The 26,458-nt window shown below is 70.2% G+C and carries 29 protein-coding genes; 17 read left to right on the forward strand and 12 right to left on the reverse strand.

Translation table 11 applies throughout. The annotated features are described in order from the left end of the window. Nucleotides 1–3: 3 nt before the first annotated feature. Together tal and tkt are read right to left on the reverse strand one after the other, a co-directional pair. Entirely contained in the window at nt 4–1,116 is a 1,113-nt protein-coding gene (gene tal, locus ACZ7OH_RS49220; protein WP_470287260.1) for a transaldolase, read from the reverse strand. A gap of 58 nt (nt 1,117–1,174) precedes the next feature. Further along, on the reverse strand, nt 1,175–3,277 hold the full coding sequence (tkt, locus tag ACZ7OH_RS49225) for a transketolase (RefSeq protein WP_470287261.1): 2,103 nt from the start codon (nt 3,275–3,277) through the stop codon (nt 1,175–1,177). A 283-nt stretch (nt 3,278–3,560) separates the two neighbouring features. On the opposite strand from tkt, the gene ACZ7OH_RS49230 reads away from it, so the two are divergent. The 6 genes from ACZ7OH_RS49230 to ACZ7OH_RS49255 all read left to right on the forward strand — a co-directional run bounded on the left by ACZ7OH_RS49230 (nt 3,561) and on the right by ACZ7OH_RS49255 (nt 8,971). Next, nucleotides 3,561–4,541 (forward strand): heme o synthase, encoded by a 981-nt coding sequence (locus ACZ7OH_RS49230; protein WP_400890076.1) that lies wholly within the window; start codon nt 3,561–3,563, stop codon nt 4,539–4,541. A gap of 77 nt (nt 4,542–4,618) precedes the next feature. Continuing rightward, complete coding sequence (locus ACZ7OH_RS49235; protein ID WP_470287262.1) at nt 4,619–5,029, forward strand: hypothetical protein; 411 nt, start codon at nt 4,619–4,621, stop codon at nt 5,027–5,029. After that, nucleotides 5,026–5,649: a hypothetical protein gene (locus ACZ7OH_RS49240; protein WP_470287263.1), complete on the forward strand. Its 624-nt coding sequence runs from the start codon at nt 5,026–5,028 to the stop codon at nt 5,647–5,649. The genes ACZ7OH_RS49235 and ACZ7OH_RS49240 overlap by 4 nt, the downstream gene beginning before the upstream one ends. Nucleotides 5,650–5,923: 274 nt before the next feature. Next, nucleotides 5,924–8,173 carry a HelD family protein gene (locus ACZ7OH_RS49245; RefSeq protein ID WP_470287264.1) on the forward strand — a complete coding sequence of 750 codons (2,250 nt, stop codon included), beginning with the start codon at nt 5,924–5,926 and terminating at the stop codon, nt 8,171–8,173. Nucleotides 8,174–8,183: 10 nt separating this feature from the next. Continuing rightward, complete coding sequence (locus ACZ7OH_RS49250) at nt 8,184–8,744, forward strand: FKBP-type peptidyl-prolyl cis-trans isomerase (protein WP_470287265.1); 561 nt, start codon at nt 8,184–8,186, stop codon at nt 8,742–8,744. A 5-nt stretch (nt 8,745–8,749) separates the two neighbouring features. Further along, on the forward strand, nt 8,750–8,971 hold the full coding sequence (locus ACZ7OH_RS49255) for a cold-shock protein (protein ID WP_470287266.1): 222 nt from the start codon (nt 8,750–8,752) through the stop codon (nt 8,969–8,971). Here ACZ7OH_RS49255 and ACZ7OH_RS49260 read toward each other — a convergent pair. Beyond that, the gene (locus ACZ7OH_RS49260; protein WP_470287267.1) at nt 8,961–9,929 is read right to left on the reverse strand and encodes a quinone oxidoreductase family protein; all 969 of its coding nucleotides are present in this window, start codon (nt 9,927–9,929) and stop codon (nt 8,961–8,963) included. The two genes, ACZ7OH_RS49255 and ACZ7OH_RS49260, sit on opposite strands and share 11 nt — an antisense overlap. A gap of 79 nt (nt 9,930–10,008) precedes the next feature. On the opposite strand from ACZ7OH_RS49260, the gene ACZ7OH_RS49265 reads away from it, so the two are divergent. Beyond that, nucleotides 10,009–10,323, forward strand: a complete 315-nt coding sequence (locus tag ACZ7OH_RS49265) for a hypothetical protein (RefSeq protein WP_470287268.1) — start codon at nt 10,009–10,011, stop codon at nt 10,321–10,323. Then, nucleotides 10,320–11,180 (forward strand): ATP-grasp domain-containing protein, encoded by an 861-nt coding sequence (locus ACZ7OH_RS49270; protein ID WP_470287269.1) that lies wholly within the window; start codon nt 10,320–10,322, stop codon nt 11,178–11,180. The genes ACZ7OH_RS49265 and ACZ7OH_RS49270 overlap by 4 nt, the downstream gene beginning before the upstream one ends. On the opposite strand, the gene ACZ7OH_RS49275 is transcribed toward ACZ7OH_RS49270, so the two are convergent. Continuing rightward, nucleotides 11,181–11,342 carry a hypothetical protein gene (locus ACZ7OH_RS49275; protein ID WP_470287270.1) on the reverse strand — a complete coding sequence of 54 codons (162 nt, stop codon included), beginning with the start codon at nt 11,340–11,342 and terminating at the stop codon, nt 11,181–11,183. 165 nt (nt 11,343–11,507) lie between these two features. Here ACZ7OH_RS49275 and ACZ7OH_RS49280 point away from each other — a divergent pair, with 165 nt between their 5' ends. Beyond that, a complete protein-coding gene (locus ACZ7OH_RS49280; RefSeq protein WP_470287271.1) occupies nt 11,508–12,641 on the forward strand; it encodes a hypothetical protein in 1,134 nt (377 codons plus the stop codon). 48 nt (nt 12,642–12,689) lie between these two features. Here the strand turns inward: ACZ7OH_RS49280 and ACZ7OH_RS49285 are convergent, their stop codons facing one another. The 7 genes from ACZ7OH_RS49285 to mptB all read right to left on the reverse strand — a co-directional run bounded on the left by ACZ7OH_RS49285 (nt 12,690) and on the right by mptB (nt 18,620). Then, nucleotides 12,690–12,857, reverse strand: a complete 168-nt coding sequence (locus ACZ7OH_RS49285; protein WP_470287272.1) for a hypothetical protein — start codon at nt 12,855–12,857, stop codon at nt 12,690–12,692. Nucleotides 12,858–12,953: 96 nt separating this feature from the next. Continuing rightward, nucleotides 12,954–13,883 carry an acyl-CoA desaturase gene (locus ACZ7OH_RS49290; protein WP_470287273.1) on the reverse strand — a complete coding sequence of 310 codons (930 nt, stop codon included), beginning with the start codon at nt 13,881–13,883 and terminating at the stop codon, nt 12,954–12,956. 49 nt (nt 13,884–13,932) lie between these two features. Beyond that, nucleotides 13,933–14,898: a COX15/CtaA family protein gene (locus ACZ7OH_RS49295; protein WP_470287274.1), complete on the reverse strand. Its 966-nt coding sequence runs from the start codon at nt 14,896–14,898 to the stop codon at nt 13,933–13,935. 85 nt (nt 14,899–14,983) lie between these two features. Then, a complete protein-coding gene (locus ACZ7OH_RS49300; RefSeq protein WP_470287275.1) occupies nt 14,984–15,178 on the reverse strand; it encodes a hypothetical protein in 195 nt (64 codons plus the stop codon). Nucleotides 15,179–15,273: 95 nt separating this feature from the next. Beyond that, nucleotides 15,274–16,059 carry an ABC transporter permease gene (locus ACZ7OH_RS49305; RefSeq protein WP_470287276.1) on the reverse strand — a complete coding sequence of 262 codons (786 nt, stop codon included), beginning with the start codon at nt 16,057–16,059 and terminating at the stop codon, nt 15,274–15,276. After that, a complete protein-coding gene (locus ACZ7OH_RS49310; RefSeq protein WP_400890108.1) occupies nt 16,056–16,982 on the reverse strand; it encodes an ABC transporter ATP-binding protein in 927 nt (308 codons plus the stop codon). Before ACZ7OH_RS49310 ends, ACZ7OH_RS49305 begins: the two co-directional genes overlap by 4 nt. Nucleotides 16,983–16,988: 6 nt before the next feature. Beyond that, on the reverse strand, nt 16,989–18,620 hold the full coding sequence (mptB, locus tag ACZ7OH_RS49315; protein WP_470287281.1) for a polyprenol phosphomannose-dependent alpha 1,6 mannosyltransferase MptB: 1,632 nt from the start codon (nt 18,618–18,620) through the stop codon (nt 16,989–16,991). 171 nt (nt 18,621–18,791) lie between these two features. Between mptB and ACZ7OH_RS49320 the strand changes: the two genes are divergently transcribed. Genes ACZ7OH_RS49320 through ACZ7OH_RS49350 form a run of 7 tightly spaced genes read left to right on the forward strand, consistent with a single transcriptional unit; the run spans nt 18,792 to nt 25,188 of the window. After that, the gene (locus ACZ7OH_RS49320) at nt 18,792–19,589 is read left to right on the forward strand and encodes a helix-turn-helix transcriptional regulator (RefSeq protein WP_470287282.1); all 798 of its coding nucleotides are present in this window, start codon (nt 18,792–18,794) and stop codon (nt 19,587–19,589) included. Continuing rightward, nucleotides 19,586–21,034 carry a Fe-S cluster assembly protein SufB gene (sufB, locus tag ACZ7OH_RS49325; RefSeq protein ID WP_470287277.1) on the forward strand — a complete coding sequence of 483 codons (1,449 nt, stop codon included), beginning with the start codon at nt 19,586–19,588 and terminating at the stop codon, nt 21,032–21,034. Before ACZ7OH_RS49320 ends, sufB begins: the two co-directional genes overlap by 4 nt. A 2-nt stretch (nt 21,035–21,036) precedes the next feature. Next, complete coding sequence (sufD, locus tag ACZ7OH_RS49330) at nt 21,037–22,209, forward strand: Fe-S cluster assembly protein SufD (protein ID WP_470287278.1); 1,173 nt, start codon at nt 21,037–21,039, stop codon at nt 22,207–22,209. A 34-nt stretch (nt 22,210–22,243) separates the two neighbouring features. Beyond that, the gene (sufC, locus tag ACZ7OH_RS49335) at nt 22,244–23,014 is read left to right on the forward strand and encodes a Fe-S cluster assembly ATPase SufC (RefSeq protein ID WP_086678000.1); all 771 of its coding nucleotides are present in this window, start codon (nt 22,244–22,246) and stop codon (nt 23,012–23,014) included. A gap of 40 nt (nt 23,015–23,054) precedes the next feature. Next, nucleotides 23,055–24,344, forward strand: a complete 1,290-nt coding sequence (locus tag ACZ7OH_RS49340; protein ID WP_470287279.1) for a cysteine desulfurase — start codon at nt 23,055–23,057, stop codon at nt 24,342–24,344. Next, entirely contained in the window at nt 24,341–24,790 is a 450-nt protein-coding gene (gene sufU / locus ACZ7OH_RS49345; RefSeq protein WP_400890114.1) for a Fe-S cluster assembly sulfur transfer protein SufU, read from the forward strand. The genes ACZ7OH_RS49340 and sufU overlap by 4 nt, the downstream gene beginning before the upstream one ends. Beyond that, on the forward strand, nt 24,787–25,188 hold the full coding sequence (locus ACZ7OH_RS49350) for a metal-sulfur cluster assembly factor (RefSeq protein ID WP_400890116.1): 402 nt from the start codon (nt 24,787–24,789) through the stop codon (nt 25,186–25,188). Before sufU ends, ACZ7OH_RS49350 begins: the two co-directional genes overlap by 4 nt. Here ACZ7OH_RS49350 and ACZ7OH_RS49355 read toward each other — a convergent pair. After that, nucleotides 25,178–25,972, reverse strand: a complete 795-nt coding sequence (locus ACZ7OH_RS49355; protein ID WP_470287280.1) for a DUF4184 family protein — start codon at nt 25,970–25,972, stop codon at nt 25,178–25,180. The two genes, ACZ7OH_RS49350 and ACZ7OH_RS49355, sit on opposite strands and share 11 nt — an antisense overlap. 18 nt (nt 25,973–25,990) lie before the next feature. Between ACZ7OH_RS49355 and ACZ7OH_RS49360 the strand changes: the two genes are divergently transcribed. Beyond that, complete coding sequence (locus ACZ7OH_RS49360; RefSeq protein WP_400890120.1) at nt 25,991–26,323, forward strand: YnfA family protein; 333 nt, start codon at nt 25,991–25,993, stop codon at nt 26,321–26,323. Nucleotides 26,324–26,458: the final 135 nt, after the last annotated feature.

The following is a 26,458-nucleotide window of genomic DNA, read 5'->3' on the forward strand; positions in this document are numbered from 1 at the left end:
GCTTCAGCCCTTCGCCTGCTCGAGCTGCCCTTGCACGGTCTCCAGAAGCTCGGTCCACGACTTCTCGAACTTCTCGACGCCCTCGTTCTCCAGCACCAGGAACACGTCGGTGATGTCGATGCCGACGGCCTCGAGCTTGTCGAAGACCTCCTGCGCCTCGGCGGCCCGGCCGGTGACCTGGTCACCGGTGATCTGGGCGTGCTCGGCGACCGCGTCCAGGGTCTTCTCCGGCATCGTGTTGACGGTGTCCTTCACCACGAGCTGGTCGACGTAGAGCGTCGGGGAGTAGTCCGGGTTCTTCACGCCGGTCGACGCCCACAGCGGACGCTGCGCGTTCGCGCCGTCGGCCGCGAGGGCCTTCCAGCGGTCCGTCGAGAGGCGCTCCTGGAAGGCCGCGTAGGCGAGCCGCGCGTTGGCGACGGCGGCCTTGCCGCGCAGGGCCTTGGCCTCGTCGGTGCCGATCGCGTCCAGGCGCTTGTCGATCTCGGTGTCCACCCGGGACACGAAGAACGACGCGACCGAGTGGATCCCGCGCAGGTCGTGGCCGTTGGCCTTCGCCTGCTCGAGGCCGGCGAAGAAGGCGTCGATGACCGCCTTGTACCGCTCGACGGAGAAGATCAGCGTGACGTTGACGCTGATGCCCTCGGCCAGGGTCTTGGTGATGGCCGGCAGGCCCTCTTCGGTGGCCGGGATCTTGATCAGCACGTTCGGCCGGTCCACGGTCTTCCACAGGTCCTGCGCCTCGACGACCGTCTTGTCGGAGTCCTTGGCCAGGCGCGGGTCGACCTCGATCGACACGCGGCCGTCGACGCCGTTCGTGGCGGTGTAGACGTCGCGGAACAGGTCCGCGGCGTTGCGCACGTCGGTCGTCGTCAGCTCCCGGATGGTCGCCTCGACGTCGGCGCCGCGGGCGGCGAGCTCCTTCGTCTGCTCGTCGTACGCCTCGCCCTTCGACATCGCGTTGGCGAAGATCGTCGGGTTGGTCGTCACCCCCACCACGTGCTTGTCGCGGATCAGGGCGGCGAGGTTGCCGGTGTTCAGGCGTTCACGCGAAAGGTCGTCCAGCCAGATCGATACGCCGGCCTCGGACAGCTGCGCGAGCTTGTCGGTGCTCATAAGGTGCGCTCCTCGATTGAGGGTGGGTGGTGGGGATGAGGCGGCACTGTCATCCCCTTCAGGAATTCTTGGTGTTCTGGATCGAGCGGCGCGCGGCCTCGACGACTGCTTCCGCGGTGAAACCGAACTCACGGAACAGTGTGGCGGCATCGGCGGAGGCGCCGAAGTGCTCGATCGAAACGTTCACCCCGGCGTCACCGGTGAAGCGGTGCCACGACTGGGCGATGCCCGCCTCGACGGACACGCGGGCCTTCACACCGGCCGGGATGACGGATTCGCGGTAGGCCGCGTCCTGCGCGTCGAACCACTCGACGCACGGCATCGAGACGACGCGCGCCTTCACGCCGTCGGCCTCGAGGGTCTTCTTCGCCTCGACGGCGAGCTGGACCTCGGAGCCGGTGGCCATCAGGATCACGTCCGGGGTGCCGTCCGAGTCCACCAGGACGTAGCCGCCCTTCGCGACGCCCTCGGCGCTGGTGCCCTCGAGCACCGGCACGTTCTGGCGGGTCAGCGCCAGGCCGGACGGGTGGTGGATGTCCTCCAGCACGGCCTTCCACGCGTACGCGGTCTCGTTGGCGTCCGCCGGGCGGACGACGTTGAGGCCCGGGATCGCGCGCAGCGCGGAAAGCTGCTCGATCGGCTGGTGCGTCGGCCCGTCCTCGCCGAGGCCGATCGAGTCGTGCGTCCACACGTAGGTGACCGGCGCCTTCATCAGCGCGGCCAGCCGGACCGGCGGGCGCATGTAGTCGGAGAAGATGAGGAACGTCGCGCCGTACGGGCGGGTGCCGCCGTGCAGCGCGATCCCGTTGAGGATCGAGCCCATGGCGTGCTCGCGGACGCCGAAGTGCAGCGTCCGGCCGTACGGATTGGTCTGCCACATCTCGGTGGCGGCCTTCTCGGGACCGAACGAGTCGGCGCCCTTCATCGTCGTGTTGTTGCTCTCGGCCAGGTCGGCCGAACCGCCCCACAGCTCCGGGAGCGGCTCGGCGAGGGCGTTGAGCACCTCACCGGAGGCCTTGCGGGTCGCGATGCCCTTGGCGTCCGGCTCCCACTTCGGCAGGTTGTCGGCGAAGCCCTCGGGCAGCGTGCGGGTGGCCATCCGGTCCGCGAGCTTCTTGCGCTCGGGGTTGGCCTTGGCCCAGGCCTCGTACTTCTCCTGCCACTCGGCGTGCGCGGCCTTGCCGCGCTCGAGCGCCTGGCGGGTGTGCTTGAGGACGTCGTCCTCGACCTGGAACGACTGCTCCGGGTCGAAGCCGAGGATCTTCTTGACCGCGGCGACCTCTTCGGCGCCCAGCGCGGCGCCGTGCGCCTTGCCGGTGCCCATCTTCTTCGGGGCCGGGTAGCCGATCACGGTCCGCAGCGCGATGAAGGACGGCCGCTGCGTCTCGGCCTTCGCGTTCTTGATGGCCTCCTCGATCGCGACGACGTCCTCGCCGCCCTCGACGACCTGGGTGTGCCACCCGTAGGCCTCGTAGCGCTTCACGGTGTCCTCGGACAGCGCGATGTTCGTGTCGTCCTCGATCGAGATCTTGTTGTCGTCGTAGAAGACGATCAGGTTCCCCAGCTCCTGGCGGCCCGCGATGGACGAGGCCTCGGAGGTGACGCCCTCTTCGATGTCGCCGTCGGAGGCGATCACGAAGATGTGGTGGTCGAAGATGCTCTCGCCGGGCGCCGCGTCCGGGTCGAGCAGGCCGCGCTCGCGGCGGGCCGCCATCGCCATGCCCACGCCGTTGGCCAGGCCCTGCCCCAGCGGGCCGGTGGTGGTCTCGACGCCGTCGGTGTGGCGGTACTCCGGGTGACCCGGGGTCTTGGAGCCCCACTTGCGCAGCTGCTTGAGGTCCTCGAGCTCGAGGCCGTAGCCGGCGAGGAACAGCTGGATGTAGAGCGTCAGGCTCGAGTGGCCGGCCGACAGCACGAACCGGTCGCGGCCCGGCCAGTGCTGGTCCGCGGGGTCGTGACGCAGCGTGCGCTGGAAGAGCGTGTAGGCCAGCGGCGCCAGGCTCATCGCGGTGCCGGGGTGGCCGCTGCCACAGTTTTCGACCGCGTCGGCGGCGAGCACCCGGACGGTGTCCACGGCGCGGGTGTCGGTCTCGGTCCAGTCGGCGGGGACGTTACGCCGGAGGAGTGGGTTGTTCTCGCTGGTAGTGGCGGTTTCGGACACTGAACTCCAACTCCCGGTCATGATGGTTGCGGCTGGTCTTCCTCGTTCCGGTTACCCGTACGCGCGGCTACTTATCTCAATCGATCCCGAAGGGACGATATTCCTGCTCGCGGCCATGCGCAGGGGCAATCGCGGCCCGTCGCGGCCAGCCTAGTGCTTGGGCCGGTCGAGGACCCGCGATCACCCACGGGATTCACCACGTCTAACATCGTTCGAGGGTTCAGACCGGCGTTCCACCACGGCTTCCGGCACGGACCCGCCCGAACCTGACGCAGGGAGTGAAATGTCGTTGGTGAACGCTGCGCACGGACGCAGTGAAGACACCAGCGCCGTGCACCCGACCGGTGATCGACCGCACGGTGACCGGCGAAGCCTCCGCCGGGTCGTCGGCGCCTACGCCGCGCTGGCGAAGCCGCGGGTGATCGAGCTCCTCCTGGTCACCACCATCCCGGCGATGTTCCTCGCCGGCCGTCAGATCCCCTCGCCGTGGCTGGTCCTGGCCACGCTGGTCGGCGGGACGATGGCCGCGGGCAGCGCGAACGCGCTCAACTGCGTGATCGACGCGGACATCGACAAGGTGATGAACCGCACGAAGCGCCGCCCGCTGGTGAAGGACTCGGTGCCCCGCCGCGGCGCGCTGATCTTCGGCTTGGTGCTGGGCGTCGCCTCGGCCGTGGTGCTCTACTTCACGGTCAACCTGCTGTCGGCTGTGCTGGCCGTGGCCACGATCCTCTTCTACATCTTCGTCTACACGCTCGGCCTGAAGCGGCGCACGTCGCAGAACGTGGTCTGGGGCGGCGCGGCGGGCTGCATGCCGGTGGTCATCGGCTGGGCGGCCGTCACCGGCACCGTGCAGTGGCCGGCGTTCGTGATGTTCGGCGTCATCTTCTTCTGGACGCCGCCGCACACGTGGGCGCTCGGCATGAAGTACCGCGACGACTACGAGCGCGCGGGCGTCCCGATGCTGCCGGTGGTCGCCACCGCCCAGCACGTCGCCCGCCAGATCGTCATCTACTCGTGGGTGATGGTGGCGTGGACGCTGCTGCTGCTCCCGGTGACGTCCTGGCTGTACGGCACGTTCGCGATCCTCGCGGGCGGCTGGTTCCTCTTCTACGCGCACAGCCTCCAGGCAGCGGTGCGGCGCGGTGAAGAGACGAAGCCGATGGCGCTGTTCCACCGGTCGAACACGTACCTGATGATCGTGTTCGTGGCCTTGGCGGTGGACTCGGCCATCGGCCTGCCCACCCTCGGCCTGCCGTTCTGAGCCCGGCGGAGTTCTTCGCCGACGTCATCGAGTCCGGAACCGTTCTGGGCGCCGCCCCCACGTGGTCACCCGAGCGGGTGGCGGAGCTGCTCGGCGACGACTACGGCGAAAATCGGTCGAAGCGCGGCCTCTGGCGCGACCACGGCTTGGTCGAGTTCTTCTGGGAGCGGAACAAGGGGCGCTGGGAGGGGACCCACTTCTCGGTCCAGGCCCACCGGCTCCGGTACGCCGAGCCCGAGCTGGTCAACCGGGTGATCCGCGATCGCTACGGCGCGTTCCCCGGTCCGGTGACGTTCGACGAGGTCAGCACGCTGCTCGTCGAGCGAGGTGTGCCGCTGCGGGAGGTGCCCTACCCGGCGGAAGCGGGCGAGCTGCGCGCGTACTGGCAGCCGGAAGCGCACATCGTGGTCTCCGTCGTCGAGGGGTCGTACTACGGCCGTGCCGGCGACCTCTACCGCGTCGCGAATTCGAGCACCGGTATCCCGTGAGCACCCCGATGCTCAAGAAGATCGGGGTCGGCGTGGTCGCGGTAGCCGTGTTCGGGCTACTGGCCCTCCTCGGCCGCGGCAAGGTGCCGCTCGACACGAACGAGCTGCTCGGCACGGCTTGCGCCATCCCGTCCCGCATCACGGCGGTCCCGGGCGCGCCCGACGCGGCTCCCGGCGGCGGTGGCCTCCGCGTCGTCGAGCAGGGAGCCGGGACCGTGGTCGAGAACACCAGCGCCCAGTTCGCGTACCGCATCCCGGTGACCGCCGGCTCGACGCGCGCCGAGGTACCGCTGCTCGCGCCGGGGCAGCGCACCGCCGTCGCGGGGGCTGGGCCGGTGACGTTCGGCCCGGTGGTGTGGCTGGCCCCGGAAAGCCTGGGCGGCTACACGCCGGTCACCGCCACCCCCGTCCCGGGCGGGGTTCGCTACACGTCGGCGAACTGCCGGGCGCTGACCAGTCGCGGAGCGGTGGTGCTTCACCGCGTTGAAACCGGCCGGATCTCGCAGAGCGAGGAGCTTCCGGCGGCGAGTGTGTCGTGCGCGCCGGGGGAGAAGGTGCTGCCGGCGGTGCTCCCGCCCGGCAGCGAGGTCTACCCGTACTGCGCCCTCGGGGCGGAATAGCGGAACTCTCGGTGTGCCTGCGAACACTGTGCGAGACTTCCGCAAGGGTGTCCTGGCGCCGTCGTCTCCTCGGCGCGATCGTCTTCGCTGCCGGGGGTGAACTGCCCCGGGCCGGCGAGGCCACGCCGGGCGGGGCTGCGACTTCCCCGACCGCGTTTCCCCCGGCCCACAGGCTCGCACCGAGGTCTACCCGTACTGCGCCCTCGGGGCGGAATGATCGCGCTGCGGGGGCCGTTAGACTCGGTTGGCTCTTTTTCCTTGAGGCGAAAGCAGGATGCTCTTGTCCGTCTCCTCGGACGACTTCTCCGCCGAGCTCGCCCGCGAGCAGGCGTACGTCACCACCCTCTACGCGAAGCTCGACGCCGAGCGCGTCGACGCCCAGCGCCGCCTCGACGAGACCTTGCAGCTGGCCGGGGGCACCCCGCAGGCCCGCACCGAACGCGATGTCGCCACGACGCTCTACACCGACCGGCTCGCCCAGCTCGGCTCCGTCGAACAGGGCCTCGCCTTCGGGCGGCTCGACTTCGTCCCCGAAAGCGCCGAGGAGACCACCTACATCGGCCGGCTCGGGCTGTTCGACGAGGACGACGACTACCGGCCGCTGCTCGTCGACTGGCGGGCGCCCGTCGCGCGGCCGTTCTACCTCGCCACCGCGGCTTCACCCGAAGGGGTCCGCCGGCGGCGGCACCTGCGGTCGCTGACCCGCAAGGTGACCGGCTTCGACGACGAGATCCTCGACCTCACCGCCGCCGACCAGGGCCAGGACCTCGGCCTGGCCGGCGAAGCCGCGCTGCTGGCCGCGCTGGAACAGCGCCGCACCGGTGAGATGAGCGACATCGTCGCCACCATCCAGGCCGAGCAGGACCGCATCATCCGCGCCCCGCTCGGCGGCGTCATGGTCGTCCAGGGCGGCCCCGGCACCGGCAAGACCGCCGTCGCGCTGCACCGCGCGGCCTACCTGCTCTACACGCACCGCCAGCAGCTCACGACGCGCGGCGTGCTCGTCGTCGGGCCCAACAGCACGTTCCTGCGCTACATCGGCCAGGTGCTGCCGTCGCTCGGCGAGACCGGCGTGCTGCTGGCCACCATCGGGCAGCTCTACCCGGGCCTGGACGCCGACGGCGTCGAATCCCGCGAGACGACCGAGGTCAAGGGCCGGCTCGTGATGGCCGAGGTGCTGGCCAACGCCGTGCGCGACCGCCAGCGCGTGCCCGAGCCGGTCATGGAGATCGAGTACGAGCACGACGTGCTGCGGCTGGACCGCAAGACCTGCACCGACGCCCGGACCCGCGCCCGCCGTTCGCGGCGGCCGCACAACCCGGCGCGGCGCCTGTTCGTCTCCGACGTCCTCGACGCGCTGACCCGCCAGGCCGCCCGGAAGCTGGGGGAGGACCTCCTGGACGGTCAAGACCTGCAGGACATCCGCGCCGAGCTGGCGGCCGATGACAACGTCGCCGCCGCGCTGAACGAGTTGTGGCCGGTGCTGACCCCGGAAAGCGTGCTCGACGACCTGTTCGCCGACCGCGAACGGCTCTCCGGCGCGGCCCGCAAGCTGCTGTCCCCCGAAGAGCGTGCGCTCCTGGAGAGCGGTCGCGACACCCGCTGGACGCCGGCCGACGTGCCGCTGCTCGACGAGCTGGCCGAGCTGATCGGCGTCGACGACACCGAAGCCCGCGTCGAGCGCAAACGCCGTGAGCGCGAGAACCGCGCGTACGCCGAGGGCGTGCTCGACATCCTCGAGCAGGACGAAGAGATCATCGACGAAGAGCTGCTGCGCGTCTCCGACGTCCTCGACGCCGAGCTGTTCGCCGAGCGGCAAGTCGCGCGCAGCGAGCTGACCGCCGCCCAGCGCGCCGCGCAGGACCGGACGTGGACCTTCGGGCACGTGATCGTCGACGAGGCCCAGGAGCTGTCGGCGATGGACTGGCGGCTGCTCATGCGCCGGTCGCCGAACCGGTCGATGACGCTGGTCGGCGACGTCGCCCAGACCGGCGCGGCCGGGGGTGCGCGGTCGTGGGGCGAGGTGCTCTCGCCGTACGTCGAGAACCGGTGGCGTCTCGAAGAACTGACCGTGAACTACCGCACGCCCGCCGAGATCATGGCCGTCGCGGCCCAGGTTCTCGCGGAGGTTTCGCCGGAGCTGTCGGCGCCGTCTTCGGTGCGGGAGACCGGGGTGCCGCCGTGGTCGGTGCGCCCGGCGTCCCTGGCCGCGGAGCTGCCCGGGCTGGTGGCGCGCGAGCTGTCCGAAATGGACGGTGGCACGGTGGCGGTCCTGGTCCCGGGCGGTCGCTTCGACGAGGTGTCTTCGTGGCTTTCCGACCACGACGAACGGCTGAGCGTGCTGACCGTCGAGCGGTCGAAGGGCCTGGAGTTCGACTCGGTGGTGCTGGTCGCGCCGGACGAGGTCGTCGCGGGTTCGCCGCGCGGGCTCAACGACCTGTACGTCGCGCTGACGCGCGCTACGCGGCGGCTCGGCGTGGTCGCCACGGGTGACGACGTCCCGGCACTCTCCGTGCTTGGCTAGGGTGCCTCGCATGCAGAAGATCGGGAAGATCGTGGTCGTCGCCGCGGCGGCGCTGTCGCTGGCGGCGTGCGGCCAGCAGGCCAAGACCCAGGCCGCCGCCCCGGCGGGACCTTCGGTGCCGCCGTCGTCGGACGCCGCCCAGGCGCCCCAGAGCAAGGGCCGCGAGTGCACCGCGGACGACATCAAGACGACGGGGAAGTTCGGCGAGGTGCCGACGATCACCATTCCCGACGACTGCGACCCGCCGAAGAAGCTGATCACGAAGGACCTGTCCGAGGGCACCGGCGCCGGGGCGAAGTCCGGTCAGAAGCTCAAGATGAACTACCTGCTGGTGACGTGGTCGGACAAGCAGAAGCTGGACAGCTCGTTCGACCGCGGCCAGACGTTCGACCTGAACCTCGGCGCGGGCGAGGTCATCCCGGGCTGGGACCAGGGCCTGGAGGGCATCAAGCAGGGCACCCGCCGCCTGCTGATCATCCCGCCGGACCTGGCGTACGGCCAGGGCGGCCAGGGCATCAAGCCGAACGAGACGCTGGTCTTCGTCACCGACGCCGTCTCGGTCGCTTCGTAGCGGTCGTGGCCACCCACCGCGGCCGCGTCCGCGAATGGCACGCCGAGGAAGGCTGGGGGGTCGTCGAAGCACCGGGCTTCGACGACCCCGTCTGGGTGCACTTCTCGATGATCGAGGCCCCGCCGAACACGTTCCGGGAACTGCACGAGGGTGCCGAGGTCGAGTTCACCGCCGAGCGCGCCGAGCAGGACGGCTACCACTGGCGCGCCGTGTGGGTCAGGGAATGAGCAGGAGCTTGCCGGTGGTGCGGCGGCCCTGCAGGTCCTCGTGGGCCTTGCGGGCGTCGGCCAGCGGGTACTTGCCGCCGATCCGGACGGTCAGCTCGCCCGCCTGGATCGCGTCGAACAGCTCCTTCGAGCGCCAGTCGATCTCCTCGCGCGTCCGCGTGTAGTGCGCCGACGTCGGGCGGGTCAGGTACAGCGAGCCGCCCGAGTTGAGGCGCTGCGGGTCGATCGGCGGGACCGGGCCGCTGGCCGCGCCGAACAGCGCCAGCAGGCCGCGGATCTTGAGGCTGGCGAGGCTGCCGTCGACGGTGTCCTTGCCGACGCCGTCGTAGACCACGTCGACACCCTCGCCGTTCGTCAGCTCGCGGGCGAGCTTCGCGAAGTCGTCGCGGTCGTAGCGGATCACGTCGTCGGCGCCGGCTTCGCGGGCGAGCTTCTCCTTCTCCTCGGTCGACACCGTCCCGATCACGCGGGCGCCGCGCGCCTTCGCCAGCTGGGTCAGCAGCAGGCCGACGCCACCCGCGGCCGCGTGCACCAGCACGTCGTGGCCGGGCTTGACCTCGAACGTCGAGGCGACCAGATAGTGCGCGGTCATGCCCTGCAGCATGGTCGCGGCCGCCGTCTCCAGCGAGACACCTTCGGGTACCTTCACGGCGATCGACGCCGGGATGACCGTGCGTGCGGCGTAGCTGCCGAGGGCGCCCTGCCAGGCGACGCGGTCGCCGGGCGCGAAACCGGTGTCCGCGCCCGCCTCCACGACCGTGCCCGCGCCCTCGAGGCCGAGAACGAACGGCAGGTCGATGGGGTAGATGCCCTGCCGCTGGTAGGTGTCGATGTAGTTGACGCCGGCCGCGGCGACGTCCACCAGCAGCTCGCCGGCCTGCGGGGCCGGGACGTCCACTTCGGCCGCTTCGAGCACTTCCGGGCCGCCGGTCTTCGTCACCTGCACTGCGGTGGGCATGCGTCCTCCTCGGGTCGGGTTCTCCCGGTGCAACTATGGCCGACGCCACGCTGTTCCGCGTTCCGGCTCTCCTTTGGTTATGGTTCGGTACGTGTCCGAAACATCTGAAGCTGTCGTCCCGCCGACCAGCGCGCAGCTGGGCGCGGCCCGCAAGTTCGTGAAGGCGCACGGCAAGCCGTCCCGCGCGGTGGTGGAGAACATCGGCCGGGCCGGCGCGCGCGTCGTGCTGGTCGGCGCCGACGGCGCGCTGGGCGACGTCGTGGTGCCCTCGGTGGCGACCGGCGAGGCGCTGGTCGAATCGGTCGAGGACCTCGCACCAGCCACGTGGGACGCGGAGACGGTCAAGCAGACGAAGATCGGCCCGGAGCACCGCCGCAAGATGGCGGGCCGGTGAGCCCCAGCGCGATCCTGGTCGGCTGCGCGGAGCTCCCTTCGGGCGACGGCGACGACGACGCCGTGGTGCCCGCTTTGTCTTCGCTGGGCTTTTCGGTGGCGTGGGCGGCCTGGGATTCCGACGCCGACTTCGCGTCCGCCGACGCCGTGATCCTGCGGGCGACCTGGGACTACGCGGCGCGACGTGAGTCGTTCCTCTCGTGGTGCGAGTCGGTGCCGGCGCTGTTCAACCCGGCGGCGGTGGTCCGGTGGAACACGGACAAGTCGTACCTGGTCGAGCTGCTCGACGCGGGTGTCGCGGTGGTGCCGACGGTCTTGGTTTCTCCTGGCGACCCGGTTCGCTTCCCGTCGTCGGACTTCGTGGTGAAGCCGTCGGTGGGCGCGGGTTCCCGAGGCGCGGCGCGGTTCGCCGCGGGTGCCGATGCTTCCGCGCACGTGGCCGCCCTGCACGCCGAGGGCCACACGGCGCTGATCCAGCCGTACCAGTCCAGTGTGGACACCGACGGCGAGCTGGCGTTGGTGTACCTGGGCGGAATCTATTCGCACGCGTTCTCCAAGGGTGCGATGCTGGGCTCCACAATGGACTCGTCGGGCCTGTACCTGTCGGAGAAGCTGGCTCCGGCGTCGCCGCCCGCGGACGCGGTGGCGCTGGCGGAGGACGTCCTGGACGCGGCATCGGCGTTGCTGGGCATCCTGCGCGCGGAGCTGCTGTACGCGCGGGTGGACCTGGTCCGCGGCGCGGACGGCAAGCCGTTGCTGCTGGAGCTGGAGCTGACGGAGCCATCGCTGGGCTTCCGCCAGACGGACCCGGCCGCGGCGATGAGGTTCGCGTCGGCGGTGCGGCAGCAGCTGGCGTAGTCATCGCACGGCGGCCAACGCGAGGGCGACGATGGCGCCGATCGTGGTCACGGCGATCGAGCCGGTGAGCAGGTAGAGCCCGCCGATCCCGCTCAGGCCGACTTTGATCAGTTCCCGCAGCCCGCGGCTTCGCGTCGGCTCGCTTGTCCTTTCCTCGGTCACTGTGCTACCCCTTTATCGGTGTACTAGTACTCCCAGGCGATGGTGACCGGCGACGGGCCTGGCCGGGAATGATCTTTTGTTTCCGGACCGGATTTTTCGTTGTCGCCGTGCTTTTCCTCGTTGTCGGGAATTGTCGATCTTCGTCGCGGGGTAGCGGAGGGCGTCATGACGATCGGGATGGGCAGCGAACCAGGAGACGTCGCGGCTTCGCCCGCGGAAGTCGAAGCCGCGCTGCGCTGGCTGGCGAAACGCAAAGACGGCGAGCCGCTTCACTTCTTCCGCGACGCGACCGAGAACCCGGCGGGCGAACCGGCGGCTGTGCTGTGCCCCCTGGTGGCGCCGACTGCGTCGTTACCGCCCGAGTTGCGCGCGTACGCCGTGTGGGGCCTGCTGGTCGACGAGATCGGCGCGGCCGCGAACTCTCGCCGCCGCACCACGTTGATGGCGGCGTTCCGGGTCCCGCCGGCGCCGGACGGTACCGCTTGGCAAGCGACGCTGGGCGACCGCTTCCGGCAGTTGATGCTGCTGCCGGGCGTCTTCGGCGATCCGCCGCCGACCACCCCCACGCCGATGCATCAAGCCTGGAGGTTGTCGCTCGCGGCGCTGGCGGCCTCGCTGGCGGAGAAACTGGCGGCCGGTCGGGACTGGCCGGTGTACATCGACATCGGCCGGGCGGCGGTGGAGCGGGGTGTCTGGCGGGCAAGAGCGGCCTCGCGAGGGGCGCAGCCGGTGTTCATCGAACGCATGCTCATCACCGCGGTGATGCACCGCCGGACGATCCGGCGCCGCATCACCGAGCGCGACATCATCGCCTGTGAGGACGGAGTTGACGGCTACGACACGCGTGCGTTGATCGGATGGGCTCACGATTCGGCGGAGCTGCCTGTGACCGCCTTGTGGGCGTGCCGCGTGGTCGCTTCGCCGAGGGCGCACACAGGCGACCCGATTCAGGCGCGCTTGAGCTTTCGCCGGACGCTGCGGAAGGGCGAGCGCTACACGTTCGTTTCCGAGGCGCTCGACGGGCAGCTCGAAGAGGAACGCAGGTGGGTCAACGTCGACATCGACCACCACGGCATCGAGCCCGGCGGGTTGACGATCCAGCTGACCTTCGACGCGAAGCAGCTGCCCGAGGCGTGCTGGTGGTACGCGGAACAACTGGAATACGAACGGACGCGGCAACCGCCGGACGGTGATCCGCATTTGCTTCCCGTCCGGGACGGTTTCGTCCGGCACACCTTCGTCGAAGGGTGCCATCCGCGGGAGGCGTACGGAATTGCCTTCAGGTGGAAATCCTCGTGACCGATGTATATCGCACCGGTCACGAGAGATCATTTCCCGTTCGGTGATCTAGTTGCCGGTGTTTCCGCCACCGCCGCCCGCGAGGACGGTGGTGGCGGTGGTGTCAACCGGCTCCTGCCTGCTCGACATGGGGGCGATCACCCCGGCCAGAGCGAGGATCAGGGTGCCGATGGCGGCAATCCGCCCGAGTTTCCCGCTCGTGCTGCGCTCGTCCATGAGGTCTCCTTCGGTGATGGGAAGTTGGCTCACCGTAAGAGGAACTGGGCGACACGATCGAGCGGGTCAGCTCTCTTTCGTGTCGATACGCGCACGTTATGCTTGCGCGCTTGAGCGCTTGGCGGCCAACCGGTCAGCTCGCGGCCACCGGACATCGGTCGCCCAGCCGAGCTGCTCGAAAGTCCGGATCACCCGCGCCGAGACATCCACCTGCCCCCGCAACACCCCATGCCGAGCACAAGTCGGGTCCGCGTGGTGCGAGTTGTGCCAAGACTCGCCCATGGACAAAAGGGCCAGGGGCCAGAAGTTCGCCGCCTTGTCGCGGGAAGCGAACGGCCTCTCCCCGATCAGGTGGCAAATCGAATTCACCGACCAAGACACGTGGTGCAGGAAAGCGATGCGGACCAACCCCGCCCAGAAGAACGCCGTCACCACACCCCACCACGACCACGACAGCAGCCCGCCCAGGACCGCCGGCAGGGCCAAGCTCAACGTGATCCACAGCCAGAAGTACCGGTTCACCACCCGCAGGTCGCGGTCCGCCACCAGGTCCGGGGCGAAGCGGTCCGCGTTGGTCACCTCGCGCGAGAACATCCAGCCCATGTGCGCGTGCCAGAAGCCGCGCAGCAGCGCCGATGGGGACGTTCCGAACAGCCACGGCGAATGCGGATCCCCCTCGCGGTCCGCGAAAGCGTGGTGACGGCGGTGGCTGGCCACCCAGAAGATCACCGATCCCTGGACCGCCATGCTGCCCGCGATCGCCAAAGCCACGCGCAACGGCCGGGACGCCTTGAACGCTCCGTGCGTGAAGTAGCGGTGGTAACCGACCGTCACGCCGAGCGTCGCGAACACGTAGAACACAGCCGCCAGCGCTAGGTCGATCCAGGTCATGCCCCAGCCCCACACCAGCGGGACCGCGATCAGGAGCGCCGCGAACGGCACCAGCAGGAACGTCTTCAGCACGAGCATCTCGCCGGTGCCCCGGCAGTGGGAGATGAGCGGCTTGGGCGCGGAGCGCGTCGTCATGGGGCGGACCGTAGCCGAGGGGTGTTACGGCCGGGTGGCCGCCGGTTGCTCAGGCGGTGGCGAGTTCCTTAGGCGCCGCCGTCAGCGACACCGCCGGGCCGCGGTCGCGGCTGCCGACCCACAGCGACGCCGTCGCGATGATCACCGCCATCGCGCCGAGCACGTGGAACGACACCATCGCCTCCGGCACGCCCAGCGCGTACTGCAGCGAACCGAGCCCGCCCTGCGCCACCGCGACCACCCACACCAAGGTGTAGCGCTGCCAGAGCTCCTTCGGCGCGCCGATGCGCATCAGCTGGAGGCCGAACACCGCGAGCAGCAGCAAGTAGAGGACCAGGAGCCCGCCGTGGACCTGGGCGAGCGACTCCACCGGGGCGTCGAGGCGGTGGGTGTTGATGTCGCCGCTGTGCGGGCCGGCGCCGGTCACCGTCGTGCCCGCCGCGAGGACCAGCCACATCACCACGGCCAGCGCCACCAGGATGCCCCGGCCGGACGCGGGGACGAGCGAGCGCGCGGGCTCGTCGCCCTCGCGGAATGCGCGCAGCAGCAGGACCGCGAGCCACACCAGGGGAGTGGTGGCGAGGAAGTGGATCGCGACGGTCCACCACTCGAGCTTGGCGAGCACGGTCATCCCGCCGACGACGGCCTGCAGCACGACGCCGCCGGGCATCGTCCAGGCCAGCTTCACCAGGCGCGTGCGGGACGGGTGGTCGACCTGCACGCGCCACGCCGTGATGACCGCGATGGCCGCGACGACGATGACGACGCCGGTCAGCAGCCGGTTGCCGAACTCGATCCACTGGTTGAGCGCGTCGATGCCGGAGTCGTGCTTGGGCACCAGGCTGCCGGCGACGCACTGCGGCCAGGTCGGGCAGCCGAGACCGGACCCGGTGACGCGCACGATGGAGCCGGTGACGCCGATCAGCGCCTGCGCGACGACGGCGGCGATCCCGACGGCCCGCTGCACGGCGGCGGACGGAAACGGCAGGCGGGCGACGAGGCTGGTGAACGGCACGCCGTCGATGGTAGAACCGCGCGGGAAACGGGCTTTCGGCAGGTCCCGGCGCCCAGAACGGCGGCGCGGCCGCAAGGGACCTAGGTCACTCGGTTTTCTTGGCCTTCTTCTGGAACCAGCCCATCGACTGCGCGATGGCCGCCCCGATGCCCAGCACGGCGAGGGGAACCGTCCGGACCCAGAACGCTCCCGCGTCCAGCTTGACCAGGAGGATGATCGCGCCGATCGCCACCACGAGCAGGAGCAGCATGATCAAGAAGACGCGGGTTTTCGAAACCATGTGAAGCTGCCCCCTGGGGTCCGGATGCGAATCCGGATGACCTTTTCAGGACGGCACGCCGTCCGTGAGGTCACTTCTACCCGTCCCGATCGGACTCAGGTGAGTTTCGTGGTGCGCGCGGCCAACGCCCCCGCCAGCACCGCCCACACCGCCAGCACCAGCATCGGCCCGGGGGCGAACGAGCCGTCGACCAGCGCCGCTCGCATTCCCTCCGCCAGCGCTCCCGACGGCAGCAGTTCCACCACCGCGGCGAGCCCCGAAGGCAACGACGACGGCGCCAGCAGGATCCCGCCGGCCAGCAGCAGCACGAACCAGACGATGTTCGCCAGCGCCAGCACGGCTTCCGCGCGCAGCGCCCCGCCCAGCAGCACGCCCAGCGCCCCGAAGGCCAGCGTCCCCAGCACCAGCAGCAGGACCGCCGCGAGAAGCCCGGACGCCGACGGCGACCACCCGAGGAACGCCGCCACCACGCCGATGATCACCGACTGCAGCACGACCACCACCAGCGCGGCGATGAGCCGGCCGGCGACCAGCAGCCACCGGGGCAACGCCGTCGCCGACAGGCGCTTCAGCACTCCGTAGCGGCGGTCGAAGCCCAGCGCGATCGCCTGGCCCGTGAACGCCGACGACATCACCGCCAGCGCCAGGATGCGGGGCGTGATCCAGTCCACTTTGGACGTCGAGCCGAGCGAGGAAGCCGGCAGGATGTCCAGCAGCGACAGCCCGATCAGCAACGCCAGCGGGATCAGCAGCGTCAGCAGCACCTGCTCGCCGTGGCGCAGGGTCAGGCTCGCCTCGACCCGGGCGTGCGTGCGCAGCATCCGGCCCAGCGAGCCGCGGCCCGGTGCGGGGGTGAAGGTCCCGGCGGGGAACGAAGTCATGCCCGCAGCTCCCGTCCGGTCAGCTCCAGGAAGACCTCTTCGAGCGTCCGCTTGCCGACCTGCAGCTCCTCCGGCAAGACGCCCTGCTGGGCGCACCACGCCGTGACCGTCGACACGACCTGCGGGTCGACCGAGCCCACCACGACGTACGTGCCCGGTGCCGACTCGCGCACCGCGTAGCCCTCCGGCAGCGCCGCCGTCAGCAGCTCCGTGTCCAGGCGCGTGCGGGCCTTGAACCGCAGGCCCGCGTTGCCGCTCTCGTCCACCGTCAGCGACTGCGGCGCACCCGAGACGACGACCTTGCCGTGGTCGGCGATCACCACCGTGTCGGCCAGCGCCTCGGCTTCCTCCATCAGGTGCGTGGTCAGCAGCACCGAAACGCCGTCGCGGCGCAACGCCGACAGCAGGTCCCACACCAGCCGGCGGGCCTGGGGGTCCATGCCCGCCGTCGGCTCGTCGAGGAACACCAGCTCGGGCCGCCCGACCAGGGCGCACGCCAGCGAAAGCCGCTGCTGCTGCCCGCCGGAGAGGCGCTTGAACGGCGTCCGCCGGACCGAAGCCAGCCCGAGCACGTCCAGCAGCCACGCCGGGTCCAGCGGGGACGCCGCGCAGGAGGCCACCAGGTTGAGCATCTCGTCGGCGCGGACGCCGGGGTAGGCGCCGCCGCCCTGGGGCATGATCCCGACGCGAGGCCGCAGCTGCGCCGACTCGCGGACGGGGTCGAGGCCGAGCACGCGCACCGAACCGGCGTCAGGCTTGAGGAAGCCTTCGCAGATCTCGACGGTGGTGGTCTTGCCGGCCCCGTTCGGACCGAGCAGGGCGAGCAGGCTGCCGCGCTCCATCCGCAGGTCGAGACCGTCGACCGCGCGGGTGGAGCCGTAGCTTTTCACCAGCCCGGTGATCTCGACGGCGGGGGCACTCACATCGGGTCACGATACGGGTTCGACATGCGCGGGCAGCCGCGGGGACGGCCTGGAGAGCAAGACGGGAGCGAGCCGCCGCACGACGAGCATCCCGCCGCCGCACACGACGATCGCCGCGACGTAGGCGAACGGCAGCACGTACGGGCGGCCGTCGAAGGTGCTGCCGGTCGGCGGCAGCAGGAACGGCAGGGCGGCGGACAGCACCGCCGCGGCCACCCGGAACCGGGACGTCCCGGCCGCCGCGGCCAGCGGGATGACCGCCCACAGCACGTACCAGGGCTGCAGGTTGATCTGCAGGATCATCACCGCGCCGAGGGAGACGCCCAGGCCGATGATCGGCCGGTAGCGCCACTTGAAGCTGTCCCACAGGAACTTCGCGGTGATGGCGATGGCGATGAGGTAGCCGAGCGCGCCGAGGATCGGGACCAGGCCGTTGGTGTGGTTGCCGAGCCCGAGCGCGATGCCGAGGACGCCGGAGAGGTTGGCGAGCTCGGCGGTGGGGGAGATCCAGGAGCGGACCAGGCCGGGGGTGTTGAACGTCGCGCCGACCCAGCCGAAGCCGAGCCCGGTGCCGAAGCACACCGCGACGAGGACCACGCCGAACCACGCCGCCATCGGCGCGCCCGCGTAGAAGAGGTCCTTGAGCCGGCCGTGCCAGCGCCGCGCCACCATGACGGCGAAGAACGGCAGCGCGAACACCGCGGGCAGCTTGACCGCGACGCCCAAGGTGATGATCGCCACGCCCAGGCCGATGTACAGCAGTTCCCCGCGTGCGAGCGGTGGTGGCGTGTCGCCCTTCACCCGGATCGGCAGCTTGCGGATGCCGACCTCGAGGCCGGCGAGCATCAGGCCGACAGCGAGCGCGTCGTTGTGGGCGCCGGCGACGAAGTGGAAGATCAGCAGCGGGTTCAGCGCGCCGAGCCACAGCGCGGTCGCGGGCTGGACGCCGAAGCGGCGGGCCAGCCGGGGCAGCGCCCAGACGATGAGGACGACGCCGGCGAGCGCGAGCAGCCGCTGCAGCAGCACGCCGACGGCGATGCTGTTGCCGGCCAGCGGCGCCAGCCAGCCGCCGAGGCGCAGCACCAGCGGCCCGTACGGCGCCGGCGTCTCGCGCCACATGTTCGACACGCCCGCGGTGAAGGGGTCGGCGACGCCGAGGGCCTGCGCCGGGCCGAGGACGTACGGGTCCATGCCGCGGTGCACGATCTCGCTCTGCGCGAGGTAGCTGTAGACGTCGCGGGAGAACAGCGGCGGGATGACCAGCAGCGGCAGCACCCACAGCGCGATGGTCCGGGCGAGCTGGCCCTGCGAGGCGAGCCGGGCGCGGTCGGGCCGGGCGAACTTCCCGAGCATCAGCCAGCTGAGCACGAGGATGCCCATGCCGGAGATGGCGATGGCCAGCGACACCGTCGGGATCCGGGTGAACAGCCGCAGCACCGGGATCTCCTGCACCGGGTTGATCACCGGGGCGGCGCCGGCGCCCAGGGAGCCCAGGGCGAGGAAGAGCGAGCCGACCGTGCCGAAGCGGCGGACGACGTTCAGGCCGCGCTGCTCGTCGGCCTCCAGGGGCAGCGGCTCCAGCGGGCGGACGGGCGAAAGCGTGACGGGGTGGGCACTCCCGGTGTCCAGCTCCGCCACTTGCCGTTCCTGCTGAGCAGGATGTTCGCCCACAGCCACGCGTGCAGGGTATCGGTCCGCCCCGGAGTGAGTCGGGTCACTGCCGAAGACCCCGCCTTTGCGGGTCATCCGGAAATAAGACACACTTGTGTTGTGAAAAAGACGGAGGCGGGTGACCAGGCGGGCGGCGACATGCCCCGCGCCGCGCACCCGCACGTCCCGTCGCAGGTCAGCGCCGAGGGCAAGACCCGGCACGAGGTCGCCCGGCTGCTGCTGGAACAGGGTCCCATGACCGCCGTCGTGGTCGCCGAGCAGCTCGGGATCAGCCCGGCGGCCGTCCGCCGGCACCTCGACGCGCTGCTCGCCGACGGCGAGGCCGAGACGCGGGACGCGCCGCGCCGGGGACCCCGAGGCCGGGGTCGTCCCGCCAAGCTCTTCCTCCTCACCGAGCCCGGCCGCGCGCGCTTCGGGCACGCCTACGACGACCTGGCCGTGTCGGCCATCCGCTTCCTCGCCGAGCACGCCGGCGAAGACGCCGTCCGCGCCTTCGCCGAGCGCCGCATCGAGAAGCTGGTCGGGCCGCACCGCTCGGCGATCACCGGATCGAGTGATCCCGCGGCACGCGCCGAGGCCCTGGCGACCGCGCTGACCAGGGAGGGCTACGCTGCGTCGACCCGTCAGGTCGGTGCGCCCGCCCCCGGTCAGAACGTGGGCGCACAGCTCTGCCAGCACCACTGCCCGGTCGCCCACGTGGCCGCGGAGTTCCCGCAGCTCTGCGAGGCCGAGACCGAGGCGTTCGCGCAGCTGCTGGGCACCCACGTCCAGCGGCTGGCGACCATCGCGCGCGGTGACTCCGCGTGCACCACCCACGTACCCGTCACGGCGGGTCAGCCGGCCCATCCCGAGCCGGTAAGCACAGAGCCTCCGAGGACGGCCCCGCTGCGGTCCCCGGAGGAAGCACGGATCCCGAATGGAGGGAAACCCGCATGACTGCCGCTGCCGAGCAGCGCACTCCCACCACCGCGCCACTGAGCCAGGAAGAGACCATCGAGTCCCTTGGCAAGTACGCGTTCGGCTGGGCCGACTCCGACGAGGCGGGCGCCAGCGCCCGTCGCGGGCTGAACGAGGATGTCGTCACCGACATCTCCGGGAAGAAGTCCGAGCCGGAGTGGATGCGCGAAGCGCGACTCAAGGCGCTCAAGCTCTTCGAGAAGAAGCCCATGCCCAACTGGGGGGCCGACCTCTCCGGGATCGACTTCGAGAACATCAAGTACTTCGTGCGGTCCACGGAGAAGCAGGCCACCTCCTGGGAGGAACTGCCCGAGGACATCAAGAACACGTACGACAAGCTCGGCATCCCCGAGGCGGAGAAGCAGCGCCTCGTCGCCGGCGTCGCCGCGCAGTACGAGTCCGAGGTCGTCTACCACCAGATCCGCGAGGACCTGGAGGAGCAGGGCGTCCTGTTCCTGGACACCGACTCCGCGCTCAAGGAGCACCCGGAGCTGTTCCGGGAGTACTTCGGCTCGGTCATCCCGGCCGGCGACAACAAGTTCTCCGCGCTGAACACGGCGGTGTGGTCCGGCGGCTCGTTCATCTACGTGCCGAAGGGCGTGCACGTCGAGATCCCGCTGCAGGCCTACTTCCGGATCAACACCGAGAACATGGGCCAGTTCGAGCGCACCCTGATCATCGTCGACGAAGGTGCGTACGTGCACTACGTCGAGGGTTGCACGGCGCCGATCTACCAGTCCGACTCGCTGCACTCGGCGGTCGTGGAGATCATCGTCAAGAAGGGCGCCCGCTGCCGCTACACGACCATCCAGAACTGGTCGAACAACGTCTACAACCTGGTCACCAAGCGCGCCAAGTGCGAAGAGGGCGCGACCATGGAATGGATCGACGGCAACATCGGTTCCAAGGTGACGATGAAGTACCCGTCGGTGTTCCTCATGGGCGAGCACGCCAAGGGCGAGGTCCTGTCGGTCGCGTTCGCGGGCGAGGGCCAGCACCAGGACGCGGGCGCCAAGATGGAGCACCTCGCGCCGCACACGTCCTCGACCATCGTGTCGAAGTCGGTGGCGCGCGGCGGCGGCCGCACCTCCTACCGCGGCCTGGTCCGCGTGGCGAAGCGGGCGCACCACTCGCGCTCCAGCGTGGTCTGCGACGCGCTGCTCGTCGACACCATCTCGCGGTCGGACACGTACCCGTACGTGGACATCCGCAACGACGAGGTGTCCATGGGCCACGAGGCCACGGTGTCCAAGGTCAGCGAGGACCAGCTGTTCTACCTGATGTCGCGCGGCCTCGACGAGGCCGAGGCGATGGCGATGATCGTGCGCGGCTTCGTGGAGCCGATCGCCCGTGAGCTGCCGATGGAGTACGCGCTCGAGCTGAACCGCCTGATCGAGCTCCAGATGGAAGGGTCCGTCGGCTAGTCATGTCGGTTACCGAGAACAACGTTTCCGAAGGACTCCGCGAGGGGGCGGTCATCCCGGCCGCCTCCCGCGCGGAGCGCTTCACCTCCTACGACGTCGAGGCCTTCGAGGTCCCGAGCGGCCGTGAGGAGAACTGGCGCTTCACGCCGATGAAGCGCCTTCGCGGGCTGCACGACGGCAGCGCGGTCGCCACCGGCGAGATCACCCTCGAAGCCGACGCCGCGCCCGAGCTGACCATCGAGACCGTCGGCCGCGACGACTCGCGGCTCGGCCAGGCCGGCGTCCCGAGCGACCGCATCGCCGCCCAGGCGTATTCGTCCTTCCGGAAGGCCACCGTCGTGACGGTGCCGAAGGAGACGAAGGCGTCGAAGCCGTCCGTGCTGCGCATCCACGGCCCGGGCGAGGACCAGGTCGCCTACGGGCACCTGCAGGTCCGCGCCGAGGCGTTCGCCGAAGCCGTGGTCGTGCTCGACCACGTCGGCTCCGGCACCTACGCCGACAACGTCGAGTTCGTCATCGGCGACGGCGCCAAGGTCACCGTGGTCAGCGTCCAGGACTGGGCCGACGACGCGGTGCACGTCTCCGAGCAGCACCTGAAGCTGGGCCGCGACGCCGCGCTGCGGCACACCGTGATCACCCTGGGCGGTGACCTGGTCCGCGTCTCGCCGACGGCGACCTTCACCGACAAGGGCGGCGACGTCGACATGCTCGGCGTCTACTTCGCCGACGGCGGCCAGCACCAGGAGCACCGCCTCTTCGTCGACCACGCGGTGCCCAACTGCAAGTCGCGCGTGGGCTACAAGGGCGCGCTGCAGGGCGAGGGCGCGCACACGGTCTGGATCGGCGACGTGCTGATCCGCGCCGCGGCCGAGGCCACCGACACCTACGAGTTCAACCGCAACCTGGTGCTCACGCCCGGGGCGCGCGCGGACTCCGTGCCGAACCTCGAGATCGAGACCGGCGAGATCGAAGGCGCCGGCCACGCGAGCGCGACGGGAAGGTTCGACGACGAGCAGTTGTTCTACCTCCAGTCGCGCGGGATCGCCGAAGAAGCCGCGCGGCGCCTGGTCGTGCGCGGGTTCTTCCACGAGATCCTGGTGAAGATCGACGTCCCCGAGGTGCGCGAGCGCCTCGAAGCCGCGATCGAGGCCGAGCTCGAAGCCGTTGGCGCCTGACGCCGTCCACCTCAGACTTCAGGAAAGAAAACTCATGGCAACGCTGGAAATCAAGGACCTCCACGCCTCGGTCACGACCGACGAGGGCGCCAAGGAGATCCTCAAGGGCGTCAACCTGACCATCAAGTCGGGCGAGACGCACGCGATCATGGGCCCGAACGGCTCGGGCAAGTCCACGCTGTCCTACGCCATCGCGGGTCACCCCAAGTACCAGGTGACCTCCGGCGAGGTGCTCCTCGACGGCGAGAACGTCCTCGAGATGAGCGTCGACGAGCGCGCCCGCGCGGGTCTCTTCCTCGCGATGCAGTACCCGGTCGAGGTGCCGGGCGTGTCCATGTCCAACTTCCTCCGCACCGCGGCCACCGCGGTCCGTGGCGAGGCCCCCAAGCTGCGCCACTGGGTCAAGGAGGTCAAGGAGGAGATGGGCAAGCTCGAGATCTCGCAGGAGTTCGCCGAGCGCTCGGTCAACGAGGGCTTCTCCGGCGGCGAGAAGAAGCGCCACGAGATCCTGCAGCTGGCGCTGCTCAAGCCGAAGTTCGCCATCCTCGACGAGACCGACTCCGGCCTCGACGTCGACGCCCTGCGCGTCGTCTCCGAGGGCGTGAACGCGTACAAGGCTTCGAGCGAGGTCGGCGTCATGCTGATCACGCACTACACCCGGATCCTGCGGCACATCACGCCGGACTTCGTGCACGTCTTCGCCGGCGGCAAGATCGTCGAGTCGGGCGGCAAGGAGCTGGCGGACGAGCTTGAGGAGAACGGCTACGTCAAGTACGTGGGCAAGCCCGAGCCCGCCGCGCTCTGACTTCCGCCAGTACACACCGAGAATGAGAGGAGTCGGCCCGATGACCACCACCTCGGCCAGCTCTTTGCCACTGGACGTGGCGGCCCTCAGGGCCGACTTCCCCATCCTGTCGCGCACCGTCCGCGACGGGAAACCCTTGGTGTACCTGGACTCCGGGGCGACGTCCCAACGCCCGGAAGCGGTGCTCGACGCCGAACGGCACTACGTCGTCACGTCGAACGCCGCCGTCCACCGCGGCGCGCACCAGCTGTCCGAAGAAGCGACCGACGCCTACGAGTCCGCCCGGGCGAAGATCGCCGAGTTCGTCGGCGCCGACCCCGAGGAGCTGGTGTTCACCAAGAACGCCACCGAGGGCATCAACCTGGTCGCCTACTCGTTCGGCAACGCCGCCACCGCGGGCCCGGAAGCCGCGCGCTTCGTCGTCGGCCCGGGTGACGAGATCGTCGTCACCGAGATGGAGCACCACGCGAACCTCGTGCCGTGGCAGCAGCTGTGCCAGCGCACCGGGGCGACGCTGAAGTGGTTCAAGGTGACGCCGGAAGGCCGCCTCGACCTGTCCGATGTGGACGAGCTGATCACGCCGCGCACCAAGGTGGTCGCGTTCGCGCACCAGTCGAACGTGCTCGGCACGGTCAACCCGGTCGAGTTCCTGGTCGAGAAGGCCAAGGCGGTCGGCGCGTTCACCGTGCTCGACGCCTGCCAGTCGGTGCCGCACTTCCCGGTGGACTTCCACGCCCTCGGCGTCGACTTCGCCGCGTTCTCCGGGCACAAGATGCTCGGCCCGTCCGGCATCGGCGTGCTCTACGGGCGCACCGAGCTGCTGTCGGCCATGCCGCCGTTCCTGACCGGCGGGTCGATGATCGAGATGGTCCGCATGGAGGGCTCGACCTTCGCGCCGCCGCCGCAGCGGTTCGAGGCCGGCGTGCCGATGACGTCGCAGGCCATCGGTCTCGGCGCGGCCGTGGACTACCTCTCGGCCATCGGCATGGACCGCATCGCGACGCACGAGCACGAGCTCGCCGCGGCGGCCCTCGAGGGCATCGGCGCCATCCCGGGCGTCCGGATCGTCGGGCCGACGGATCTGAAGGACCGCGGCGCGACCGTGTCGTTCGTGATCGACGGCGTGCACCCGCACGACGCCGGCCAGGTGCTCGACAGCCTCGGCATCGCCGTCCGCGTCGGCCACCACTGCGCGTGGCCGCTGCACCGCGCGTGCAACGCCCAGGCGACCGTGCGCGCGTCGTTCTACCTGTACAACGATCTGTCCGAAGTGGACGCCCTGGTCGCGGGGGTCCGCGAGGCGCAGAAGTTCTTCGGGGTGGCGCGGTGAACCTGGAGAGCATGTACCAGGAGATCATCCTGGACCACTACAAGAACCCGCACGGGCGCGGCCTGCGCGACCCGTTCGACGCCGAGTCGTTCCAGGTCAACCCGACCTGCGGCGACGAGGTGACGCTGCGGGTCAAGGTCGACGACGGGAAGGTCGCCGACGTCTCCTACGACGGCCAGGGCTGCTCGATCAGCCAGGCCTCGACGTCGGTCATGACGGATCTCGTCGTCGGCCACACGATCGACGAGGCGTTCACCACCATGGACGCCTTCGTGGAACTGATGCAGGGCAAGGGAAAGGTCGAGCCGGACGAGGACGTGCTGGAGGACGGGGTAGCCTTCGCGGGCGTCGCCAAGTACCCGGCCCGCGTGAAGTGCGCCCTCCTCGGCTGGATGGCTTTCAAGGACGCCGTCGCCCGGACCACCAGTGGAGCTGAGGAAGCATGACCGAAGAAACCGCCACTGCCGCTCGTGAGGGCCGCACCGCCGCCGACCTCGACGCCGAGACCACCGCGAAGCAGGACCTCGACCTCGCCAAGATCGAGGACGTCGAGGAAGCCATGCGCGACGTCGTCGACCCCGAGCTCGGGATCAACGTCGTCGACCTCGGCCTGGTCTACGACATCCGCGTCGAGCCGGACAACACGGCGACCCTCGACATGACCCTGACGTCGGCGGCCTGCCCGCTGACCGACGTCATCGAGGACCAGACGAACGCCGCGCTCACCAGCGGCGGCCTGGTCAAGGACTTCCGGATCAACTGGGTCTGGATGCCGCCGTGGGGCCCGGAGAAGATCACCGAGGACGGCCGCGAGCAGCTGCGCGCCCTCGGCTTCACCGTCTGACGTCTCGCACCTCGAGCGGGCCACCCTCCCGGGTGGCCCGCTTTGTGTATAACACTCTATACCGCGCGTGCCAGGCCAGCGCGTACAGGACGAGCGCGGCGAAGAACCCGCTGCAGGCGCCGGTGACCATCAGGTAGGTCGCGTTGCCGACGACACCCGCGCTGGTCATCGGGTCGTGGTGGGCCAGGAACGGCAGCACCTGCACCAGAACGCCGATGAGGGCGCCGACCGCCAGGAACGCGGTGACGGCCGTGCGGTGTCGCGTGCCCGGCGGAACCGGACGCGCAGGCGCGGCGCGGTACCAGCGCACGAGCCACCAGGCGAGCACCGCGGCGCCGGCGATCGTGCTGACCAGCTGGATCAGCCGGCCGACGTCGACGCCGGTGACGATCGGGATCTTGAGGAACGGCAGCCCGCCGCTTTCGTGGGTGAACGCGTCCCAGCCGACGTGCGTGGCGGCACCGAGCACGAGCGAGAGCGCGATCCAGCCCGGCCGTTTCCAGCTGAAGCAGCGCGGGAGCCGCGAGGCCAACGCAGACGGCGCCAGCGCCAGCAGCGGCCGTTTCAGGAGGACGTGGAACACGGCCAGCAGGACCAGGGCGATCAGCGGGTCGAGCCAGAGGACCGACGCGAACTCGTGCGTCTTCGTCAGGCCGACGCCGGGCAGCCGTGGCACGAACCAGAAGACGTCCGGCGCGACCGACCCGGCGACGAGCGCGGAGGGGACGAGGGGACGTCTCGCCAGCGGGAGCACGGCAGCGGGGTGACTCAGCGTGAACGGCACGGGAGCTAGTATCCCGGGGTGGTCCTGCGCTCGATCGTCCTGTTCCTCGCGGCGGCGGTGTGTGAAATCGGCGGCGCGTGGCTGGTCTGGCAGGGCGTGCGGGAACACCGCGGCTGGCTCTGGATCGGCGGCGGGATCCTGGCGCTGGGTGTGTACGGCTTCGTGGCGACCCTCCAGCCGGACGCCCACTTCGGCCGCATCCTCGCCGCGTACGGCGGCGTGTTCGTCGCGGGCTCCCTGACCTGGGGGATGGTCGCGGACGGTTACCGCCCGGACCGCTACGACGTCATCGGCGCGCTGCTGTGCCTCGCGGGGGTCGCGGTGATCATGTACGCGCCCCGGACGGGGTAACGAAGCCGGTGGCGGCCCGATAGATCACCGTGACGGAAATGTCCTACCTTCTTTGTTGGGTCTGAACTGGTCATTCGTAGGATCGGTGGGCCCTGGGGCTCCGGGTATGGCTCTCACGGAATCGCCGTTGGCAAG

This window comes from Amycolatopsis sp. NPDC114478 (assembly GCF_055633805.1).

Bases quoted from the DNA above. Each gene is read 5' to 3' on its own strand.
- tal (WP_470287260.1), bottom strand. From the start codon at position 1,116: ATGAGCACCGACAAGCTCGCGCAGCTGTCCGAGGCCGGCGTATCGATC.
- ACZ7OH_RS49230 (WP_400890076.1), top strand. From the start codon at position 3,561: ATGTCGTTGGTGAACGCTGCGCACGGACGCAGTGAAGACACCAGCGCC.
- ACZ7OH_RS49245 (WP_470287264.1), top strand. From the start codon at position 5,924: ATGCTCTTGTCCGTCTCCTCGGACGACTTCTCCGCCGAGCTCGCCCGC.
- ACZ7OH_RS49250 (WP_470287265.1), top strand. From the start codon at position 8,184: ATGCAGAAGATCGGGAAGATCGTGGTCGTCGCCGCGGCGGCGCTGTCG.
- ACZ7OH_RS49260 (WP_470287267.1), bottom strand. From the start codon at position 9,929: ATGCCCACCGCAGTGCAGGTGACGAAGACCGGCGGCCCGGAAGTGCTC.
- ACZ7OH_RS49265 (WP_470287268.1), top strand. From the start codon at position 10,009: ATGGTTCGGTACGTGTCCGAAACATCTGAAGCTGTCGTCCCGCCGACC.
- ACZ7OH_RS49280 (WP_470287271.1), top strand. From the start codon at position 11,508: ATGACGATCGGGATGGGCAGCGAACCAGGAGACGTCGCGGCTTCGCCC.
- ACZ7OH_RS49285 (WP_470287272.1), bottom strand. From the start codon at position 12,857: ATGGACGAGCGCAGCACGAGCGGGAAACTCGGGCGGATTGCCGCCATC.
- ACZ7OH_RS49290 (WP_470287273.1), bottom strand. From the start codon at position 13,883: ATGACGACGCGCTCCGCGCCCAAGCCGCTCATCTCCCACTGCCGGGGC.
- ACZ7OH_RS49300 (WP_470287275.1), bottom strand. From the start codon at position 15,178: ATGGTTTCGAAAACCCGCGTCTTCTTGATCATGCTGCTCCTGCTCGTG.
- ACZ7OH_RS49305 (WP_470287276.1), bottom strand. From the start codon at position 16,059: ATGACTTCGTTCCCCGCCGGGACCTTCACCCCCGCACCGGGCCGCGGC.
- ACZ7OH_RS49320 (WP_470287282.1), top strand. From the start codon at position 18,792: ATGCCCCGCGCCGCGCACCCGCACGTCCCGTCGCAGGTCAGCGCCGAG.
- sufB (WP_470287277.1), top strand. From the start codon at position 19,586: ATGACTGCCGCTGCCGAGCAGCGCACTCCCACCACCGCGCCACTGAGC.
- sufD (WP_470287278.1), top strand. From the start codon at position 21,037: ATGTCGGTTACCGAGAACAACGTTTCCGAAGGACTCCGCGAGGGGGCG.
- sufC (WP_086678000.1), top strand. From the start codon at position 22,244: ATGGCAACGCTGGAAATCAAGGACCTCCACGCCTCGGTCACGACCGAC.
- ACZ7OH_RS49340 (WP_470287279.1), top strand. From the start codon at position 23,055: ATGACCACCACCTCGGCCAGCTCTTTGCCACTGGACGTGGCGGCCCTC.
- ACZ7OH_RS49350 (WP_400890116.1), top strand. From the start codon at position 24,787: ATGACCGAAGAAACCGCCACTGCCGCTCGTGAGGGCCGCACCGCCGCC.